At 40.4% G+C, this 19604-nt stretch carries 18 protein-coding genes and 1 pseudogene; 5 read left to right on the top strand and 14 right to left on the bottom strand.

Going from position 1 to position 19604, the window contains the following annotated elements:
• Positions 1–340 (top strand): hypothetical protein (locus SD31_RS05495; RefSeq protein ID WP_156138221.1); only part of this gene is annotated, 340 nt, incomplete at its 5' end.
• Positions 341–411: 71 nt separating this feature from the next.
• Positions 412–4686, top strand: a pseudogene (gene rpoC / locus SD31_RS05490) (DNA-directed RNA polymerase subunit beta').
• 103 nt (positions 4687–4789) lie between these two features.
• On the opposite strand, the gene SD31_RS05485 reads toward rpoC, so the two are convergent.
• From SD31_RS05485 to SD31_RS05445, 14 genes are all read right to left on the bottom strand, one after another.
• A complete protein-coding gene (locus SD31_RS05485) occupies positions 4790–5581 on the bottom strand; it encodes an META domain-containing protein (RefSeq protein WP_039053397.1) in 792 nt (263 codons plus the stop codon).
• A 168-nt stretch (positions 5582–5749) separates the two neighbouring features.
• Positions 5750–6322: a C1 family peptidase gene (locus tag SD31_RS20680; RefSeq protein ID WP_316929776.1), complete on the bottom strand. Its 573-nt coding sequence runs from the start codon at positions 6320–6322 to the stop codon at positions 5750–5752.
• Entirely contained in the window at positions 6316–6945 is a 630-nt protein-coding gene (locus tag SD31_RS20675) for a C1 family peptidase (RefSeq protein ID WP_316929775.1), read from the bottom strand. The genes SD31_RS20680 and SD31_RS20675 overlap by 7 nt, the downstream gene beginning before the upstream one ends.
• Positions 6946–7012: 67 nt before the next feature.
• Entirely contained in the window at positions 7013–7888 is an 876-nt protein-coding gene (locus tag SD31_RS15940) for a sensor histidine kinase (RefSeq protein WP_156138220.1), read from the bottom strand.
• On the bottom strand, positions 7842–10751 hold the full coding sequence (locus SD31_RS05475; protein WP_082021831.1) for a hypothetical protein: 2910 nt from the start codon (positions 10749–10751) through the stop codon (positions 7842–7844). The genes SD31_RS15940 and SD31_RS05475 overlap by 47 nt, the downstream gene beginning before the upstream one ends.
• Positions 10752–10819: 68 nt before the next feature.
• The gene (locus SD31_RS05470) at positions 10820–11653 is read right to left on the bottom strand and encodes a sulfurtransferase (protein WP_039053396.1); all 834 of its coding nucleotides are present in this window, start codon (positions 11651–11653) and stop codon (positions 10820–10822) included.
• Between the two features lie 91 nt (positions 11654–11744).
• A complete protein-coding gene (gene rpsA, locus SD31_RS05465) occupies positions 11745–13673 on the bottom strand; it encodes a 30S ribosomal protein S1 (protein ID WP_039053395.1) in 1929 nt (642 codons plus the stop codon).
• 180 nt (positions 13674–13853) lie between these two features.
• Positions 13854–14642 carry a YihY/virulence factor BrkB family protein gene (locus SD31_RS05460; protein ID WP_316929774.1) on the bottom strand — a complete coding sequence of 263 codons (789 nt, stop codon included), beginning with the start codon at positions 14640–14642 and terminating at the stop codon, positions 13854–13856.
• A gap of 11 nt (positions 14643–14653) precedes the next feature.
• On the bottom strand, positions 14654–14824 hold the full coding sequence (locus tag SD31_RS20670) for a hypothetical protein (RefSeq protein ID WP_316929773.1): 171 nt from the start codon (positions 14822–14824) through the stop codon (positions 14654–14656).
• 6 nt (positions 14825–14830) lie between these two features.
• On the bottom strand, positions 14831–15238 hold the full coding sequence (locus SD31_RS05455; RefSeq protein ID WP_039053394.1) for an acyl-CoA thioesterase: 408 nt from the start codon (positions 15236–15238) through the stop codon (positions 14831–14833).
• A gap of 7 nt (positions 15239–15245) precedes the next feature.
• Positions 15246–15662, bottom strand: a complete 417-nt coding sequence (gene mltG, locus SD31_RS20665) for an endolytic transglycosylase MltG (protein WP_316929777.1) — start codon at positions 15660–15662, stop codon at positions 15246–15248.
• Positions 15658–16002 carry an endolytic transglycosylase MltG gene (locus SD31_RS20660; RefSeq protein ID WP_316929772.1) on the bottom strand — a complete coding sequence of 115 codons (345 nt, stop codon included), beginning with the start codon at positions 16000–16002 and terminating at the stop codon, positions 15658–15660. Before SD31_RS20660 ends, mltG begins: the two co-directional genes overlap by 5 nt.
• Positions 15995–16288: a hypothetical protein gene (locus SD31_RS20655; protein ID WP_316929771.1), complete on the bottom strand. Its 294-nt coding sequence runs from the start codon at positions 16286–16288 to the stop codon at positions 15995–15997. The genes SD31_RS20660 and SD31_RS20655 overlap by 8 nt, the downstream gene beginning before the upstream one ends.
• 1 nt (position 16289) lies before the next feature.
• A complete protein-coding gene (locus SD31_RS05445) occupies positions 16290–17069 on the bottom strand; it encodes a PASTA domain-containing protein (RefSeq protein WP_039053393.1) in 780 nt (259 codons plus the stop codon).
• 132 nt (positions 17070–17201) lie between these two features.
• Between SD31_RS05445 and SD31_RS05440 the strand changes: the two genes are divergently transcribed.
• The 3 genes from SD31_RS05440 (at position 17202) to SD31_RS21180 (ending at position 19563) form a co-directional block, all read left to right on the top strand.
• On the top strand, positions 17202–18155 hold the full coding sequence (locus SD31_RS05440) for a D-alanine--D-alanine ligase family protein (RefSeq protein WP_316929770.1): 954 nt from the start codon (positions 17202–17204) through the stop codon (positions 18153–18155).
• Between the two features lie 131 nt (positions 18156–18286).
• Complete coding sequence (locus SD31_RS15935; RefSeq protein WP_082021830.1) at positions 18287–19450, top strand: IS3 family transposase; 1164 nt, start codon at positions 18287–18289, stop codon at positions 19448–19450.
• Positions 19366–19563 carry an IS3 family transposase gene (locus SD31_RS21180; protein WP_082021829.1) on the top strand — a complete coding sequence of 66 codons (198 nt, stop codon included), beginning with the start codon at positions 19366–19368 and terminating at the stop codon, positions 19561–19563. The genes SD31_RS15935 and SD31_RS21180 overlap by 85 nt, the downstream gene beginning before the upstream one ends.
• The last annotated feature ends 41 nt before the right edge of the window (positions 19564–19604 follow it).

Genomic DNA, 19604 nt, shown 5'->3' with positions numbered 1-19604 from the left:
GGTAATCTACATGTTGAAATTAGGACACATGGTGGATGACAAAATGCACGCTCGTTCTATAGGTCCTTACTCCTTGATCACGCAACAGCCATTAGGAGGTAAAGCTCAGTTTGGTGGTCAGCGTTTCGGAGAGATGGAGGTATGGGCACTTGAAGCATTTGGTGCAGCAAACATCTTACAAGAGATCTTAACTGTGAAATCGGATGATGTGGTAGGTCGTGCGAAGACTTATGAAGCTATCGTAAAAGGTAACAACTTACCTACACCATCAGTACCTGAATCATTCAACGTATTAGTTCACGAATTGCGTGGTTTAGGTTTAGATATCACATTAGATTAATCCAGTAAATTCAAGCATAAGAGGTGTTAAGCCTCTTATGCTATAACATACATCTTTAAGTTATACAAAGTATGTCTTACAAAAAAGATAATAAAATTAAAAGTAACTTTACTTCCATTACGATTAGCTTAGCTTCTCCGGAAACAATTTTGGAGCGCTCAAGCGGTGAAGTTACTAAGCCGGAAACTATCAACTATCGTACGTACAAACCTGAGCGTGACGGTCTGTTCTGTGAGCGTATCTTCGGTCCTGTAAAGGATTATGAATGTCACTGTGGTAAATACAAACGTATTCGTTACAAAGGTATTGTCTGCGACCGTTGTGGTGTTGAAGTTACGGAGAAGAAAGTACGTCGTGAGCGTATGGGACACATCAACCTTGTTGTTCCGGTAGCTCACATCTGGTACTTCCGTTCTCTTCCAAATAAAATAGGTTACCTTTTAGGTCTTCCTACCAAGAAATTGGATATGATCATCTACTATGAAAGATATGTGGTTATCCAACCGGGTATCAAAGAAGAAGATGGCATATCTTACATGGATTTCTTGACAGAAGAAGAGTATCTTGACATTTTAGATACCTTACCGAAAGAAAACCAATATTTAGACGACAGCGATCCTCGCAAGTTCATCGCTAAGATGGGTGCTGAGGCGTTGGAAGACTTGTTAAAACGTCTTGACTTAGACCAATTATCATACGACTTGCGTCACCAAGCGGCTAACGAAACTTCTCAACAACGTAAAAATGAAGCTTTGAAACGTCTTCATGTAGTAGAAGCTTTCCGTAGTGCCAATGAGCGTATCGAAAACAGACCGGAATGGATGATCATCAAGATTGTGCCTATCATTCCGCCTGAGTTACGTCCTTTGGTACCATTGGACGGTGGTCGTTTCGCTACCTCAGACTTGAATGACCTTTACCGTCGTGTGATTATCCGTAACAACCGTTTGAAACGTCTTATCGAGATCAAAGCGCCGGAAGTAATTTTACGTAACGAAAAACGCATGCTTCAGGAGGCTGTTGACTCGTTGTTCGACAACTCACGTAAGGTTAACGCTGTGAAAACAGAAGGTAACCGCGCGTTGAAATCGTTGTCGGATATCCTTAAAGGTAAGCAGGGACGTTTCCGTCAAAACTTATTGGGTAAGCGTGTTGACTACTCTGCACGTTCGGTAATTGTGGTAGGTCCTCACTTGAAATTGCACGAGTGTGGTCTTCCAAAAGACATGGCTGCAGAGCTATACAAACCGTTCATCATCCGTAAGATGATCGAGCGCGGTGTAGTAAAGACTGTTAAGTCAGCGAAAAAAATCGTAGATCGTAAAGACCCTATTGTGTGGGATATCCTGGAAAACGTGTTGAAAGGTCACCCGGTATTGTTAAACCGTGCTCCTACACTTCACCGTTTGGGTATCCAAGCTTTCCAACCTACATTGGTAGAGGGTAAAGCGATTCAGTTGCACCCATTAGTGTGTACAGCGTTCAACGCCGACTTCGACGGTGACCAGATGGCGGTACACTTACCACTAGGTAATGCCGCAATCTTGGAAGCTCAGATTTTGATGTTGGCTTCACATAACATTCTTAACCCTGCCAACGGTTCTCCGATTACCGTGCCTTCGCAAGACATGGTATTGGGTCTTTACTACTTGACTAAAGGCCGCAAATCGGATGAAAACCGTAAGATGAGAGGGGAAGGTAGTATTTTCTATTCACCAGAAGAAGTAATCATCGCCTTGAACGAAGGTAAGATAGATGTTCACGCGTGGATAAAAGTACGTACCAAAGATTTGAACGAAAAAGGCGAATTGGTAACAAAGATTATCGACACTACAGTAGGTCGTGTGATTTTCAACCAAGTTGTACCGGAAGAAGTAGGATTTATCAATGAGTTGTTGACTAAAAAGTCATTACGTAACATCATTGGTGATGTAGTGAAGAAGACCGGTATGCTCGCGCCGCAAAATTCTTGGATGATATTAAAGAATTAGGTTTCCAAACCGCATTCAAGGGTGGTCTTTCGTTCAACCTTCAAGACTTGAACATTCCTGCCGCTAAGGCAGACTTAATCGCTCAAGCTACTAAAGAAGTAGAAGAGGTGATGAACAACTATAACATGGGTTTCATTACCAACAACGAGCGTTACAACCAGATCATCGATATTTGGACACGTATCAATAACCGCTTGACAGCACACGTGATGGATATCCTTTCGAACGACAATCAAGGATTCAACTCTGTGTACATGATGTTGGATTCAGGAGCGCGTGGTTCTAAAGAGCAGATCCGTCAGTTGTGTGGTATGCGTGGTTTGATGGCTAAACCTCAGAAGTCCGGTACTTCGGGTGGTGAGATTATCGAAAACCCTATCTTGTCAAACTTTAAAGAAGGACTTTCGGTATTGGAATACTTTATCTCTACCCACGGTGCTCGTAAAGGTCTTGCCGATACAGCGTTGAAAACTGCTGACGCAGGTTATCTGACACGTCGTCTACATGATGTGGCCCAAGATATGGTTGTTGTAGAGGAAGATTGTGGTACTTTGAGAGGTATCTACACTACAGCCTTGAAAGACAACGACGATATTGTGGAACCACTATACGATCGTATTTTAGGTCGTACACCATTGAACGATGTTTATCACCCTGAGACTGAACGAACTTATCGTTAAAGCGAACGAAGATATCACAGAAGAGATTGCAGTAGCCATCGAAAAGGCTGGTATCGAAGGTATTGAAATCCGTTCGGTATTGACTTGTGAATCTCGTCGTGGGGTATGTGCTTGCTGTTACGGCCGTAACTTAGCTTCTGGTAAGCGTGTTCAGCTAGGTGAAGCTGTCGGAGTTATTGCGGCACAGTCTATTGGTGAGCCAGGTACTCAGTTGACACTTCGTACGTTCCACGTCGGTGGTACGGCATCAAATATTGCTTCCGACTCATCTATCATAGCCAAATACGAAGGTACTATAGAATTCGAAAATGTTCGTGCTGTTGAGAAAGAAGGGGAAGAAGGACCATACCAAGTAGTTATAGGTCGTTCGGGAGAGATTAAGATCGTAAATAACGGCAAAGTGCTTTACCAACAAATCATTCCTTACGGATCAAACTTATATGTGAAGGAAGGAGATAAGGTAGAAAAAGGTGCTAAGCTTGTTGAGTGGGATCCATATAACGCCGTGATCATCTCTGAATTTGCGGGTAAAGTAGAATTTGATGCCATCATCGAAGGGGTTACTTACCGTGAAGAATCAGATGAGCAGACTGGTCACAAAGAAAAAGTTATTATCGAAACACGTGACAAGACGAAAAACCCTACTATCAAGATTGTTGATAACAAAGGCGAAGTTATCCGTTCGTACAACATTCCAGTAGGTGCTCACGTTGCTGTTTCTGATGGTCAGAAATTGAAAGAAGGTGCGGTATTAGCTAAGATTCCTCGTTCTACAGGTAAGACCCGAGACATTACGGGGGGTCTTCCTCGTGTAACAGAGTTGTTCGAGGCTCGTAACCCGTCGAACCCTGCTGTAGTAACTGAAATCGATGGTGTGGTGACCTTGGGAGGTGTGAAACGTGGTAACAGAGAAATCACTATCGAAGGTCGTGACGGTACAATCAAGAAATATCTTGTACCTCTTTCAAAACACATCCTTGTACAGGACAACGACTTCGTGAAAGCTGGTATGCCATTGTCAGACGGTCAGATTTCACCAAGCGACATCTTGTCGATTAAAGGTCCTGCAGCCGTACAAGAGTATATCGTTAACGGTATCCAAGAGGTGTATCGTCTACAAGGTGTGAAAATCAACGATAAACACTTTGAAGTTATCGTACACCAAATGATGCAAAAAGTTACCATCGAAGATCCAGGAGATACACGTTTCTTAGAGAAAGAAGCTGTAAACAAATGGGACTTCATAGAAGAAAACGACTCTTTGTACGACAAGAAGGTTGTTGTAGATGCAGGAGACTCGAAAACATTGCGTCCAGGTCAGATCGTTACTTTGCGTAGATTACGTGAAGAGAACTCTGCCTTGAAACGTCAAGATTTGAAACTTGTTCAGGTGCGCGATGCTGTCCCTGCTACTTCAAGTCCTCTATTACAAGGTATCACAAGAGCTTCATTGGGTACTAAGTCATTCATCTCGGCAGCTTCCTTCCAGGAAACTACTAAAGTATTGAATGAGGCAGCTATCGCAGGTAAACGTGATGACTTGTTAGGCTTGAAAGAAAACGTTATCGTTGGTCACTTGATTCCTTCAGGTACCGGTTTACGTGAATACAGCAACATCATCGTGGGGTCTCGTGAAGAATACGATCAATTGCTTGCTTCGAAAGAAGAAGATTAATAGCTATCGCAAGATAGCCTATATACAACAAAAGCCTCCCCACGGAGGCTTTTGTTGTATATAATAATAAGCTAACCTTTATTTTCAATAAGCCGCAAAGTGATTATTTAATTTTAGTAAACTGAAGTTGTTTCTGTCCTTCAGAATAGAATGTCAGCTTATTAGCATCTACTATAAAAGAGTTTGTTTTTTCCAATTTTTGAAAATATAGAGCTTCTTCTTTAAGTTTGGCACATCCCATCTTTGTGGAGGCTAAAGCGCCAAATTTGATCTTCTGACCTTCGGTAGAGTATGTTCCCGAATAATGGTTGCAAGTACCTTTTCCGCTTACGGTTTCTTCTTCTGTATTAAATTCTATTGTAGGAATATCATTGGCAAATATCTCTTTTGCTGGGCTGTCTGGACCAAACACTTTATTCAGCTGCCATTTTCCAGAAAGCTGTTTTGCTGCATTTATATCTTCTTTTTTCGCAAGAAACTTGCCCAACACTTGATTCTTAGCGCTTAGTAATACTAGCGTATCCTTTACTAAAGCGTATTTATTGATGGAGGGAATAAGGGAAGCAAAGGTGTGTTCCACCTCCATATTGTCACAAGCCATCATGGTCGAGATTCCTCGCTCGAATTGGATACTATTGCCTTTACCGAAGATAAGTTCCCCTCCTAGGTTGTTACAACCTGTAAAGACTGTATATGTGTTTTCCGAATGGTTGACAACCAATAATGGTTCCTTGCCGTTGACACTTGTCGGAATACGCTTTTTATCTAGTTCTAGAATATGCCATTTTCCGTTCAATTCCACGGGGTTATGTTGAGCAGTATGTTTTTTTTCAAGCAGGCTGCAGCTGCCAAACAGCAGTGTAAACATCCCAGCGAGGATAAGTTTATTTTTCATTGTCAATAGGTCTGAATTGTTCGGGTAAATATATTATTTATTCTTTGTCTGATAAAATATTAGATATAATTATTGACAAACGGTTTAATGCTTTGTTTTTAAAATACAAAAATCCGAAGAAAGCACATTCTTCGGATTTTTGTAAATATTAATATACTACTGCTAAGATTATTTTATGCGAAGCTTAGACTTGATGTTCTTTGGTAAGGCTTTTTTATGAAGTAATAGGGAAATAGTTTTATATTTTACGTATTCTTTAGTTACGTAGATATATCCTTTATAGTCGTTAGACTCGCCCCAAGAATTTTTTACGATATAATATTCTTTACCGTTTTGGTCTTTGGCCAAACCTACAATATGCATACCATGATCATCCGTAGTGGAGTAGTCATCGTACGCTGCTTGACGGATTTCTTCTGTAATTTTAGCTTCCGGTTTTGGTTCATTGAAAAGGGTAGCGCGTTGTTCTGCTGTCATGGAGTCAATTTCTTTTTCATTTTCCGGCACGAAAGCTACACCGTTTTTCCAAGAGAAATATTTTTCCGAAACATCGGCAGCCCATGCTACGGTAAATCCTTTTTTAAGTGCATTGTCGATAATGTCGATCATGTCATCCATGCGTACGTTGTAAAAGCTTTCATATGACCAGTTGTCTGGAATCAAAAGGATGAAAGGCTTGTAGTAAGGATGAGCCTTGAAGGATGATATAGCTACGTAGTCATCAGGATTGATACCTACCACCTCATCAGCCAGGTGCGTGGTGTGTACGTTTTGCCGTTGTATTGGAACGATTGAGGAGGAACGCCAAGATGTTCGTTCATGGTGTTCAATAGAGCTTGTTGCCAATTCGGATCGATCTTTCTATTTTTTACTAGGTCAGCATTCATTTTCTCAATGGTCTTGCTCATCTGAGAGAAGTCATTTCTTGTCTTGCCATTGATAAGACCTGTATATGCTTCACGCGGTACGGCACCGTACTTACGGAAGATGGTCAGCACATCGTGAAGCTGTCCACCTTGACCTTGACTTTGTCCGCCATGAAGTTGAACATATGTTTTTGCTTTTTCGAGGTAAGTATAGTAGGCGGTGAAGATTTGAGAAATTTCTACCGGTTGCTTACCCATGCGGATCATTTCGGATTCAAGGAATGAGTTGCCGGAATACGACCAGCAAGTTCCTGATGAGCCCTGATCTTTAACGGAAGTAGTTCCTAAATTAATAATAGGTGTGAAGACAAAACCTTCTTTGCTCTTGTCACTTACATTATCTTTCAGTGCATTAATAAGATTATCTTGTGCGAAGGTTTGAGTTGTAGTAGTCGCCAAGAGGGCGGCAGCTATAAAAAGAGATTTTCTCCAGTTCATTTGATTTAATTTTTACTATGCGAATATAGCAGTTTGTACTCTTTAAAATTGTAAAAATTATATAGTATTAGCCTTTATAGATTGGCAATGTGATGAAGAATGTGGTTCCGTGATTGAGTTTGGTCTTGAAATCTATGGAGCCTCCCATTCCGGTAATACTCTGCTTGACGAAAGCCAAACCTAGTCCTGTGCCTGAACTTTTGGTCGTGAAGTTAGGCTTAAAGATTTTCGGAATTACATGTTCCGGTATTCCGTAGCCGTTGTCTGATATTTCGATAAGGATATTGTCTTGGTCCTTATTTTTTATTGTGATGGTGACATGTGGTTTACGCCGCCCAGTGGTAGCTTCTATAGCATTTTTCAGGAGGTTGTTGAAAGTTCTTATCATCTGACCTCTGTCGCCGTAAACCTTAATATTGTCTTCCGAAGTATTCTCATTGATAAGTTCAATTTTTACGTTAGGCGTGTTGTTATATACATGAATGGACTTGTTGATTTTAGGTATAAGCTCAATAGCCTCAAATTTGGCTTCTGGCAGTTTGGCGAAGGCCGAAAATTCGGAGGCTATACGCGATAGCGTTTCTATCTGTTCGATGAAGGAGTTGGAGATCTTCTCAAAGCGTTCCGGGAAGCGTTCATCCTGATCTCTGAAAGATCGGGTAAGCTGCTGTATGCCTAGCTTCATCGGCGTCAACGGATTTTTGATCTCATGAGCTACCTGTTGGGCCATCTCCCGCCATACACTTTCCCTCTCTGCATTACGAAGTTGTTTGGCATTTTCTTCCAGTTTCACAAGCATGTAGTTATATTCTTTCACCAAAAGCCCTATTTCATCATCTTTTTCCCAATATAAGGATTCGTTAGGCTTGTCAGAAAGATTAGTTTGAGATAGTTTCTTACGTATAATCTGCAAAGGTTCTGTAATCTTGTTGGAAATATACACAGCCAAGAAGGCGAAAATGATCAGAATGATTGTATAGATATTTAAAATTCGTTTTTAAGAGTATGTTGATATTCTCTGATTCAGCGATTTCGTAATCGAAGTAAGGAATTCCCAGGTAAGCTATAGTCTTATAGTTAGAATCTTTGATAGCAGCATAAGCACTTTCATACTTGAAGTCTACAATCTGCTCGTATATCAGTGATTCGTTTTTCTTCAACACATTCAGCTCTAGATAAGCATTTGGATTGATATAAGAAGATATCAGATTATGGTTATAGATACTAGGCTGAGTAGTGAAAAACAGCTTTCCATTTTTGTCGTACAGATTGAAGTTGGTGACCATCACGTCGTTGAGGTTTGACATCTTCGTGTACAAGGCTTCAATCAGGTTGTTGGTAGAGTCTAAGGAACTGATCTGTTCTAGGTTGTGAACTACGCTGGCGATATATTCCAGCTTCTGGTCTTTACGGCTTTTTTCGGTCTGTATTTTGATGCTGAAGAAGCTGATGATACCGGATATGACTATAGCTATCAATACCGATGCGATAACAAGAGTTTGTATGCGTGTACTGTATCGTATGCGGCTAAAGATATAGCGTAGCTGCTGGTAAAGGTTCTTCAGCGTGAATTTGCGTTTGATGTAGATGGGGATAAACTGAAATAGCAGCTGTAACAGTCCCAAAGTGATGTATAGATAAAGGAAAGTGACAGAAATTACGGTCAAGTACTGCCAATAGGATTGAGTAGGAGTGCTGACTATCAGCGTAGTTTCGTTATTAGGACGTAGAATAAGATGATTGTGTTCGTTGACATCGTCGATAGCGATAAATTCATCTATAGGTTTATCTACATATTTGTCCGTATTGGGATATGTGTATTTGCCGTTTTGGCTGATAAGCACTCCCTTTTTGTAAATAGCGAAATTGAAGTTCTTGAGACTAAAATGGTTGAAGTTTTGACTGTTGATATTTCCACTCAGGAAAGGAATTCCGGCAGTCAGCGAGTTGATATTTTTCTTCAGATTAAGGATAATAGAATAGTCGTTACCACTAACATCCGAGCTGTTGATCAACGCAAAATAATCGTAATGACCGATTTCTGTTTTAAGCTTATAGAAATTCTGTGTGTGATTGACTTTGGACGAATGGTTAATGACCTTTTCGCGGTACACCTGTAGTTGGTCTCTGCTGTAATTATTGATCGGCATGCCGTTGAAGTAATAATATGCCGTGAAGTTGTAATTCGAGAGATAGCCCGAAAGATAATTTTTCTGTATGTAAGAGTTGATGATTTCCGGGTTGGGATTAGTACTAGCAATCTGAATCAATCTTTTGAGTTGTGCATCTTTGGAGATGTCGTGTTCTATTTTTGAGAACAAGGATACCGCCTGCACATCGTCATCCGACTCCAAGTTAAGCAAGATCATCTTCATGTGCTCTTTCGTATTAACCTTTATCGCCTCGGCGTAAAGAATTGTCGAAAGAATGGAAAGTGTAATGAAGGTGATAACCTGGGTATATATATCGTTTTTCAATAAAGATTTTTCGAATGAACTTGTCAAGATTAATAGCCCTAGAAGGATATAGATGACCGTAAAATCCTGGTAAAAGCCACTGATGATAAGTACAGTGACTAACGCCATTAGCTGAAGGTTGATGTTGTTGATGATCTTGGGCGATAGCTTTCTTCCCAATATAACTACTATGTTGGCTATCAGTATGATGGAAACTATATTTATCGTAAAAATCAGTATATGGTATATTGTGAAGTCGTAAGAGAAGAATAGGGTGATGAGCTCTTCGTTTTCGAATGAGGAATGTGTAATCAGTGTCGAAAGCTGGTTGAGAATTTCACTATAAAGGAAGTATGTACATAGTAGGACCAGATAATAGCATATAGGACGGTGTTTCTGACGTAAGAAAAACTCGGGAATGACTATATATTTCCGTATGGAAAGAATATAGCAAAGTATCCATAGTAGAACGATGGAGTTTATGAGGAAAGACCAAAGGTTAGGAGAGATGTAGTTATATGCATATACTTTAGGTGAAAATAACTTATAGTTGGAAATTTGTGAGAGCCAGTTTGTTTCCAGATCGATATAGCGTACCACGACGAAGGTAGCGATGAGCAGAAGTATAGACCATAGTGCTCTCCCTGCCTTGGCCATGCCGAAACAGATGGTAGTGATAAGGACGACACTACAAAGTGTCCCCAGTCCCCAGCAGAGAAGTTGTATATTTAAATAGATATTGCTGTACTTGCTACTTTTGAGCTTTACGGAAAAGAGATATACCTTGTCCTTCGTGTAAATATTCTTGATATTGTCGTTGTCACCGAAGTCCGCCACCTGAAGTTGAGTGTTACTAATTAATGTGCGGAATGAAGGGTTGCCACGAGCTTGATAGTTGGGGTTAAAGTTCCGTTGTATGGGAATTAATGCAAGGATATTTAGACTACCGGTAATTTGTTTTTTCTTGACAAAGAAAGAGTAATTTTCTGCATTGATAAAAGATGCTTCCGGCTTAATGCCTGCATCCGTTTCTGGAACGTACACGTTAGTAGACCAGAATATCGGCTTATTATCTTTATAGATATAGATGTATATCTGATGATGCTGATATGAGTTTGAGATTTCCCGAACCTGCAAAGGATATCTTTCGCTGTTGATAAAGGTTTTGATGACTAAGGAATCACTGAAAAGTTCGTCAATAAGCTGCTCTTTGCGTTGCAGCTTTTCTCCCAAAGATTTGCTTTCTAGTTCGAGAATATCTATGTCATTAATTGCTTTCTTAACGGAGAAGGCAGTCGCAAAAAAGAGTAGAGTGAGGACAAATAAAAGTATCCGGAGCTTGTTGTTCATATTTTACGACTTAAGCAATCAATGATTCAATATAATATGTTTTAAGTTACGTGCAATTTTGCTGCCGATTATAATTCTGTAGGAAGATTTAACTCTTCAATACCCCATTCGGCCCAAGAGCCATCATATACACGAAGTTTCTGCTGTCCTATAAGGTGACTGGCAAATGCCAATATCGAAGCCGTTATTCCTGACCCACAAGTGAATATTTGTTCATTTCCATTCAGGTGGTGTTGGAAAATAGAAGCAATCTCTTCTTTGCTTTTATATGTTTCATCATCCAGTACCTCTTCGAATGGAATATTTTTAGAATGTGGAATGTGGCCACCTTTGAGGCCTTTGCGCGGCTCAGGCACAAGACCGGTAAATCTACCTTTGCTTCTTGCGTCGAAGATATCTACTTCTTTGTTTTTGTAATGTGCCAACACATACTCCTTGTCGGCATAATATTCTTCTCTAAAGGTAGCCATGAAGTTGCCTTTGACTTTTGCATGAGCATATTCTTTGACAAGAGGATATTTATTTTTCTTCCATAGGGGCAATCCTCCATTGAGGATATATACGCTATCGAAGCCCATTACCTTAAACATCCACCATGCGCGAGGGCTGGAATACACGCCCCACCGGTCGTACAATACCACCGTGCTGTCTTGGTTAATGCCTAGTTGTTGCATTTCTTCCTCATATTGTTGAGGCTTTATCAGCGTGTGCGGCAGTTTGGATTTTGGATCGGAGAGTTTACCCTCTATATCAAAAAATAAGGAATTAGGGATAAGTTCCAAGGGTGTTCCTTTGAGCGATTTGCCTACTTTATCGATAGTACAGTCCAATATTATCAAAGCCTCATCTTGGAGTGCTTCATACAATTCTTGAGGTTCTATGAGAGAAGAAGAAAATTCCATAGCTTAAAATTACGAATGCTGCGCTACAAAAACAAAAAGCCCTAATCATTCGATTAGGGCTTTTATATGTTAAATGGTTGGGGGGAGACAATTATTTTTTGTCGCCACCTTCCATTTGCTCTTTCAATTGAGCTAAAACGTCTAGATCACCTAATGTAGATTTCTCTACAGAATCTTTCACTTTTTTCACTGCGCTAGAAGTTGATTTAGCTTCTTTTTTACGAGCGCTAACTTCTTCTTTGCGAGCTTCTTCTTTCGCGTCTTCCCAGATGCGAGAGTGAGAGATTACTAAACGTTTGTTTTCTTTGTTGAACTCGATGATTTTGAATTGAGCAGTATCATCAACTTTCAACGAAGTACCATCTTCTTTTACAGAGTGTTTAGAAGGGCAGAAACCCTCAACACCGTATTGTAATGCTACGATATCACCTTTGTCACCAACTTTGATTACAGTACCTTCGTGGATAGAACCTTCAGTGAAGATTGTTTCGAAAGTATCCCAAGGGTTTTCTTCAAGTTGTTTGTGACCTAAAGATAATTTGCGGTTTTCTTCGTCTAATTCCAATACTACTACTTCTAATGTTTCACCGATTTTAGTGAATTCATTAGGGTGGTTGATTTTCTTAGACCAAGATAAGTCTGAGATGTGGATCAAACCGTCTACACCGTCTTCTAGTTCAACAAAAACACCGAAGTTAGTCATGTTTTTAACTACAGCTTTTTGTTTTGAACCTACAGGGTAGCGCTCAGTGATGTTTTTCCATGGGTCAGGTGTCAATTGTTTGATACCTAAGCTCATCTTACGCTCTTCGCGGTCCAAAGTCAAGATAACAGCCTCAACTTCGTCACCTACTTTCAAGAACTCTTGTGGAGAACGTAAGTTTTGAGACCAAGACATTTCTGAAACGTGGATCAATCCTTCAACACCAGGGATGATTTCTAAGAAAGCACCGTAATCAGCAACTGTTACGATTTTACCTTTCACTTTAGAACCTACTTGTAAAGCTGGATCTAAAGATTCCCAAGGGTGTGGAGTTAATTGTTTCAAACCTAGAGCGATACGTTTTTTCTCGTCGTCGAAGTCCAAAACAACCACGTTGATTGTTTGATCTAATGATAATACTTCTTTTGGATGCTCGATACGGCCCCAGGAAATATCTGTAATGTGAAGTAAACCGTCAACACCACCTAAGTCGATGAATACACCGAAGTCAGTGATATTTTTAACAGTACCTTCTAATACTTGTCCTTTTTCTAGTTTAGCAACGATTTCAGATTTTTGGTTTTCTAAATCGTCTTCAATCAACACTTTGTGAGATACTACAACGTTTTTGAATTCGTGGTTGATTTTTACCACTTTGAATTCCATAGTTTTACCTACGTAAACATCGTAGTCACGGATAGGTTTGATGTCGATTTGAGATCCTGGTAAGAAAGCTTCTACACCTTGGATGTCTACGATCAAACCACCTTTAGTACGTGATTTAACGTAACCAGCGATGATAGTATCGTTTTCTAAAGCTTCGTTGATAGCTTCCCACGATTTTTGAGTTTTTGCACGCTTACGTGACAACACTAATTGACCGTTTGCGTCTTCTTGTGATTCCACAAACACTTCAACAACGTCCCCAACTTTTAAGTCAGGCATGTCACGAAACTCAGTTTTTGCTACAAGACCGTCAGATTTGAAACCAACGTTAAGAACAACATCTTTGTTGTTGATAGAAACAACTGTAGCTTGCACGATATCACCTTGGTTGATTTGGTTGAAAGTGCCAGCATAAAGCTCTTCAAATTTAGCACGTTCAGCTTCGCTGTAGTTACCGAAAGCTTTTTCGTCAGCATCCCAGTCGAAATCTTCTTCTGGAGTACTCCAAGCGCTAGATTTGATTTGGTCGATTAAAGTTGAATCTGCTTCAGATTCAATTTTCTCGGTGTCTTTCACTACTTTAGTGTCAGCACCTTGTAGCTCTGCGTTTTTCGCCGCTAACTCTTTTTCTGCTTCTTGTTTTTTTGCCATTAATTAATTTTCTCCTTTTTCCTGCATTGCAGGAAGTGCAAAGATACGAAAAACTTTTATTTACAACATTTTATCAGAAAAAAATATCGAAAAAAATGATTTTATTGTCGAAAAATACTTTTACATCAGGACGGGAAAAAGATTATTTTGAATTTCCCACGTTCCGAAAGAGCTCAAAAGTTACGTGCTCGTTGGGCGAAAGGTATTTTTCTTTTTCGGCTTGACAATCTTGATGCTCTGCTTGGACAGGGCAATGCTGGTGTTCAGCTCAAATCCTACCAACAGAATGAGTGAGTTGAGATACATCCATATCATGATGACGATCATAGTACCAATGGAGCCATACAGCTTGTTGTAGGCATTGAAATTGTTGATATAGAAAGCAAAGCCGGAAAATGCTAATATGGCAAGGATGGTGGCAAGCATGGCACCGGGACTAAAGATTTTCCAGTATTTGGATTGAGAGGGCCCATATTTGTAGAGCATACCTACCGTAATGAAATAGATGAAAAAGAGGATTAGCCATCTCGATATTTTAAGGAGTAATGTCCAAAGCCAAGCAAGGTCATAGTCAATACTTTTTTTGAGATAGTTGATGGCTATACCCACACCCGTAAAGACTGCTATCCCTAAGACTAAGGCAGTGATGATGGCAAAAGATAAGGCTAAGGCTACCAACCTTCTTACAATCCACTTTCTGTTTTCTCGTGTCAGGGAAGATTTATTAAAGGCCATCATCAGACTGGTCATGCCGTTGGTGGCGAAGAAGGCTGCCAATAGAAATCCAAAAGAAAGCAGTCCCCCATTTTGGTTTTGGATGATATCTTCCAATGTATTTTTTGCCACTTTAAATGCGTCGGCAGGGATTACAAGTTCTAAGAATCCCAACAGCTTGTCTTGAAAATTCTCTACCGGAATGTAAGGGATCAAGGTGAAAAGGAAGATGATTCCCGGAAATATTGCCAACATGAAGTTGTACGCTAGGTAGATGCTTTATTTAAGATGGATTCACGACTTATTTCCTGTACGAAAAATTTCATTACGGTATACAGCGAGAGCTTTCCCAAACCCGGAATGATGGCCGACTTACTCCATTCGACCATATTATCATAAGGTTTCAGCAACAGTAGTCTGTGGTGAAGTTTTTTCATCCTTCGTTAATCGAAGTAGGGTTCCATCTTTTTCATGAAGACTTCCGGCGCGCGGCAAGGACGGTTACGTTTCATGTCCACAAAGACGAGTTGTGTCATGCCTGTATTTAACAGCACTCCCTGTTCGTTGTACACTTCATAATCGAATTTTATACGCACGGAAGGTTTTTCTTTGATGATGACGCGAATGGTCAGCAGATCGTCGTACTTTGCCGGTTGGTGATATTTGATGTTCATTTCCAGCACAGGCATCATGACTCCCATTTCTTCGAGCTCTTTGTAGGAAAAACCTGTCTTGCGGAGCATCTCGGTACGAGCTACTTCGTAATAAGTGGCGTAATTTCCATAATAAACGTATCCCATCTGATCCGTCTCGGCATATCTCACTCTTACTTTTTCTTCGTGTACAAACATGGGAATTCTATTTTTTGATGTTTCTTTCGTCTAAGGCTTTTTGGAATTTGCGAGCGTTGATTTGATGTTCGGCTACCGTTTCGGCAAAGGCGTGATATCCTGAAAAGTCGTCTTTGGCACACATGTAGATATAGTTGTGTTGTGCCGGATTCAGTACCGCGTCGATAGCTACGATAGGCGGCATGTTGATAGGTCCCGGAGGGAGACCTTTGTATCGGTATGTATTATACGGATTGTCTATGTTAAGATGACGGTTTAATACTCTACGTATGGTGAAATCCTGATGCGCAAAGATTACCGTTGGGTCGGCCTGTAAAAGTATACCTTTCTTCAGTCTGTTAAGATAAAGACCTGCAATCATAGGCATCTCATCGTTATGCAATGCTTCACCCCGCACGATAGAAGCGAGTATAGATACTTCAATAGGAGACAGGTTGAGTTGTTTGGCTTTCGCTAGGCGCTCTTTCGTTCCAGAATTTTTTGTATTCTTCGTAAAAACGGTCTATAACTTTATCTGCCGATGTATTCCAATAAAACTGATACGTGTTGGGGATAAACATCGTATAGAAATTTTCTGTGGTGAAACCATATTTTTCGGCTATAGCTTCATTGTTGAGGATGGAGATAAACTGTAGAGAGTCAGCTTCGAAATTTCTTCCTAGGAAGCCGGCGAAATCTTCTTTCAGGCGTATGTTGGCAAATTGCAGCTTTACTGGTTCTTGATAGCCGCCACGAAGATTGCCTATCAACCTTCTGTTACTCATGCCCTTTTCGAGTTTTATAACGGCCGGCTTTCACGCTATTAGGATATTTCATGGCCTTGGCGGCATAGTCGAAGGCTTTCACATCCGAAACGATGTTGTCGGTACGGATGCGGCGCAGCACATTTTCGTAGGTATCGTTGGTATATACGTAAAAATAAGGCTGCGAATCTGTTACGGAAGGCCCTAAAAATATTTTGTAAACATAAACAGCAATCCCTAGTCCGACAAGGATAATCGCACCTAAGGTGTATAGCAACCATTTTGGTAATTTTCTTCTAGTAGTCATGTTATTGAATTGGAATGTTGTTTTCCGCAGTACCGTTGGATAAGGTTAAATCGATAGGAGATCCTATACTGATGAAGCGTGCGGTAGAGTCAGGATACTGCTTGATGACTCTTGCCGTAGCCGAATCCGTGATATCTCCTGTTATTTTACCTACGGTAAGGCCTAATCCTTTCAGGGCAAATTTGGCTTCCGCCAAGGTGAGGTTGGTCAACGTAGGGATTTCCACTTCATTAGCTCCCTGACCATTACCGAGCACCAGCGTGATCCTAGAACCTTTGGCGATGATGCGCCCGGGCTTAATGGATTGTCCAGCAAATTTTGCATCTAATACCACATCCCGCGCTATATCGTTAACGTATACTGTGTCTCCGATTTTTAAGGAATAATTGTTCAATATTGCGCTAGCTTCGATGAGGTTTTTATCAATGATGTTCGGAAATTCTACGTCTGGAGCTACCTCGGTGATGATGGTCAGGTAAATCGTACGACCGCTTTTCACCAAAGCTTTTGGAGAAGGGTCTTGTTCGATAACCAATCCCGGCTGAGCATCCATCTGATATACCGAATCGATTTGATATTCCAATCCCGCTTTGTCCAAAATTGCTTTGGCTTCACTGATGGTTAAGCCTTTCAGCGAAGGCACCTCCTGTGCGTCGCCATGTTTGGTATATATTCTCAAGCCGATATACACCGCTAAGAAGAACACAGCAAGTGTGATAAGGGCATAGATAAGATTTTTTCTAAATTCTTGGGTTTTAAGATATAATAACAATTTGGACATTCTGAAATGTATTAGTTTTCCTTAAGTGCAAATTTACGATAAAGCTGCACGATAATTACAATTTAATATTCAACAAAAATATTCGTTTTTCCGTGGTTCACAAATTATATTTGTGCTACTTAAATAATCAGTATGAAAACAAAAGTAGCATTAGTCACAGGTGGATATACGGGAGAAGCTGAAGTTTCTTATAAAAGTTCTGCATTCGTTTACAGTCAGTTAGACAAAGAAAAATATGATGTCTACCTTATTGATATCACTACTGAGGGGTGGTATTATAAAGATGAACAGGGCAATAAGTATGCCATCGATAAGGACGATTTTTCGGTATCGTTAAATAATGTTAAAATTAAGTTTGACGTGGCTTTCATCATTCTTCATGGTACGCCGGGAGAAGATGGAAGGTTACAGGGCTATTTTGACATGATAGGACTGCCTTACACCTCATGCAATGCCTTGACATCGGCGCTGACTATGAATAAGGGATACACGAAAGCTATTCTTGCAGATATCCCGGAGCTTAATGTGGCTAAGTCTGTGCTTTTGTTTGAAAATCATCGAGCTGAGGCAGCAGAGATTGTTCAATCGAAGCTGCAGTTTCCTTACTTTGTGAAGCCAAATGCAGGAGGTTCCAGCATCGGCATGAGTAAGGTGAAGACAAAGGATGAGTTGCAGGAAGCTTTAGATAAAGCCTATGCTGCCGAAAATACAGGAGCTCAAGTGTTAGTGGAAGAATTTGTTTCGGGGAGGGAATTCTCGCAAGGGATTTTCCGTAACGCCAAAGGCGAGCTTATCGTATTGCCTGCCACTGAGGTAAAAACAACACGTGAGTTTTTCGACTTTGAAGCTAAATATGTACCTGGCCTTACCGAGGAAATCACCCCTGCAGATCTTACGCAAGAGCAGAAAGAACGTGCAGCACGAATCATCAAGGAAATCTATATTCGGCTGAATTGTAAGGGGATGGTCCGTGTAGATTTCTTCTTGGAAAACGGCACTGACAAGTTCTTTTTCATAGAAATCAACACTATTCCTGGGCAAACTGCACAAAGTTTCATCCTCAGCAAGTACGGGCTTATGGTATGAAAGAAACTGATTTCTATGCTGAATTGATTGAAGCAGCGTTAGTGAAATAGGAATTAATTTTTCTATTAATAAAAGAGCAAGTCGAAAGTACACTGCCCCCAAAAAGTTAGACACTATTTGGGGGCATTTTTATGGTTAAGTACAAAAAACACAAATCCGATTTTAAGCTTCGTCTGGTTAAAGATTACCAACGAGGGGCATCGATACACGGATTATCGAATCAATGGGGCGTATCATCGTCACAAATCAGAAAGTGGATTGATCAATATAATTCATTAGGTCCGCAAGGACTATCGCGAAAGCCTTATCGAAAATATACAAAGGAATTTAAGGTCACGGTTGTTCAAGCCTATCTAAAAAAAGAATTATCTTTGAGGGACTGCTGTTTACATTTCAGCATCCCCTCCAGTGGCATAGTCAGTTCTTGGGTAAGAATATATGAGCATTTGGGTGAGGATGGCTTAAATTCTCGGCAGAGAGGCCGTAAAACGATGAAAGGAAACAATCCAAAAAGACCCGCAAAACCGTTGACCAGGCTGGAAGAGCTTGAGAAGGAGAATTTATATCTAAGAGCGGAGAATGAGCTGCTAAAAAAGCTCGATGCCTTAGCTCAAAAGAAAGTAACTCCGCAAAAGAAAAAGACATTAGCCATTGATGAGTTAAGGCATAAATATCCATTAGAGCTATTATTGAATATATTGAAAATGGCCAGAAGCAGTTACTATTACCACTTAAAAACAAAATCGGTATTGAGAAAGCATGACACTGCCCAGGATCAGATAAAAAAGATATATCATCGTCACAAAGGAAGGTATGGTTACCGAAGGATCACCCTGGAGATGAGGAATTCGGGCTGTATTATCAATCATAAAACGGTCTTAAAGCTGATGGGAGAACTAGGGCTGAAATCATTGATCAGAAGAAAGAAATACAGGTCATACAAGGGGGAAGTAGGTAGGATCGCACCAGATCTATTGAAACGGGACTTTGCCTCAACACAGCCTTTGCAGAAGTGGGCAACCGATATAACAGAATTCAAAGTGGGTGATAAAAAACTATATCTATCTCCAATCATAGAGTTGTTTAACGGAGAAATCATCAGCTATAACCTGTCTGAATCCCCCAATTTCGAACAGGTAGCCCACATGATAAAAGATGCGTTCAAAAAGATCAACGGCGACACTGAGCTGATCCTGCATTCCGATCAGGGATGGCAATACCAGATGAAAGCATATCAGCAGATGCTGAAAAAGAAAGGCATCAGGCAAAGTATGTCCAGAAAGGGCAACTGCTAGATAATGCCATTATTGAGAACTTCTTCGGTATTATAAAATCTGAACTATTCTATCTCAAAAAGGACCATGAAATCGATGAACTTAAACGGGATATAAAGAACTACATTGAATAACTATAACAACGATCGAATAAAACTCAATCCTWWWAGATTGA

Source organism: Sphingobacterium sp. T2 (genome assembly GCF_000814685.1).
Classification (GTDB): Bacteria; Bacteroidota; Bacteroidia; order Sphingobacteriales; family Sphingobacteriaceae; genus Sphingobacterium; species Sphingobacterium thermophilum.
The sequence above is the reverse complement of the archived record's forward strand: the minus strand, read 5'-3'. Positions and strand labels throughout refer to the sequence as shown.

Excerpts from the sequence above, each read along its gene's own strand:
- SD31_RS05485 (WP_039053397.1), bottom strand. The coding sequence starts at position 5,581 with ATGAAAAATAAACTTATCCTCGCTGGGATGTTTACACTGCTGTTTGGC.
- SD31_RS20675 (WP_316929775.1), bottom strand. The coding sequence starts at position 6,945 with ATGAACTGGAGAAAATCTCTTTTTATAGCTGCCGCCCTCTTGGCGACT.
- SD31_RS05475 (WP_082021831.1), bottom strand. The coding sequence starts at position 10,751 with ATGAACAACAAGCTCCGGATACTTTTATTTGTCCTCACTCTACTCTTT.
- SD31_RS05470 (WP_039053396.1), bottom strand. The coding sequence starts at position 11,653 with ATGGAATTTTCTTCTTCTCTCATAGAACCTCAAGAATTGTATGAAGCA.
- rpsA (WP_039053395.1), bottom strand. The coding sequence starts at position 13,673 with ATGGCAAAAAAACAAGAAGCAGAAAAAGAGTTAGCGGCGAAAAACGCA.
- SD31_RS05460 (WP_316929774.1), bottom strand. The coding sequence starts at position 14,642 with ATGTTGGCAATATTTCCGGGAATCATCTTCCTTTTCACCTTGATCCCT.
- SD31_RS20670 (WP_316929773.1), bottom strand. The coding sequence starts at position 14,824 with ATGAAAAAACTTCACCACAGACTACTGTTGCTGAAACCTTATGATAAT.
- SD31_RS05455 (WP_039053394.1), bottom strand. The coding sequence starts at position 15,238 with ATGTTTGTACACGAAGAAAAAGTAAGAGTGAGATATGCCGAGACGGAT.
- SD31_RS20660 (WP_316929772.1), bottom strand. The coding sequence starts at position 16,002 with ATGAGTAACAGAAGGTTGATAGGCAATCTTCGTGGCGGCTATCAAGAA.
- SD31_RS20655 (WP_316929771.1), bottom strand. The coding sequence starts at position 16,288 with ATGACTACTAGAAGAAAATTACCAAAATGGTTGCTATACACCTTAGGT.
- SD31_RS05445 (WP_039053393.1), bottom strand. The coding sequence starts at position 17,069 with ATGTCCAAATTGTTATTATATCTTAAAACCCAAGAATTTAGAAAAAAT.
- SD31_RS05440 (WP_316929770.1), top strand. The coding sequence starts at position 17,202 with ATGAAAACAAAAGTAGCATTAGTCACAGGTGGATATACGGGAGAAGCT.
- SD31_RS15935 (WP_082021830.1), top strand. The coding sequence starts at position 18,287 with ATGGTTAAGTACAAAAAACACAAATCCGATTTTAAGCTTCGTCTGGTT.
- SD31_RS21180 (WP_082021829.1), top strand. The coding sequence starts at position 19,366 with ATGGCAATACCAGATGAAAGCATATCAGCAGATGCTGAAAAAGAAAGG.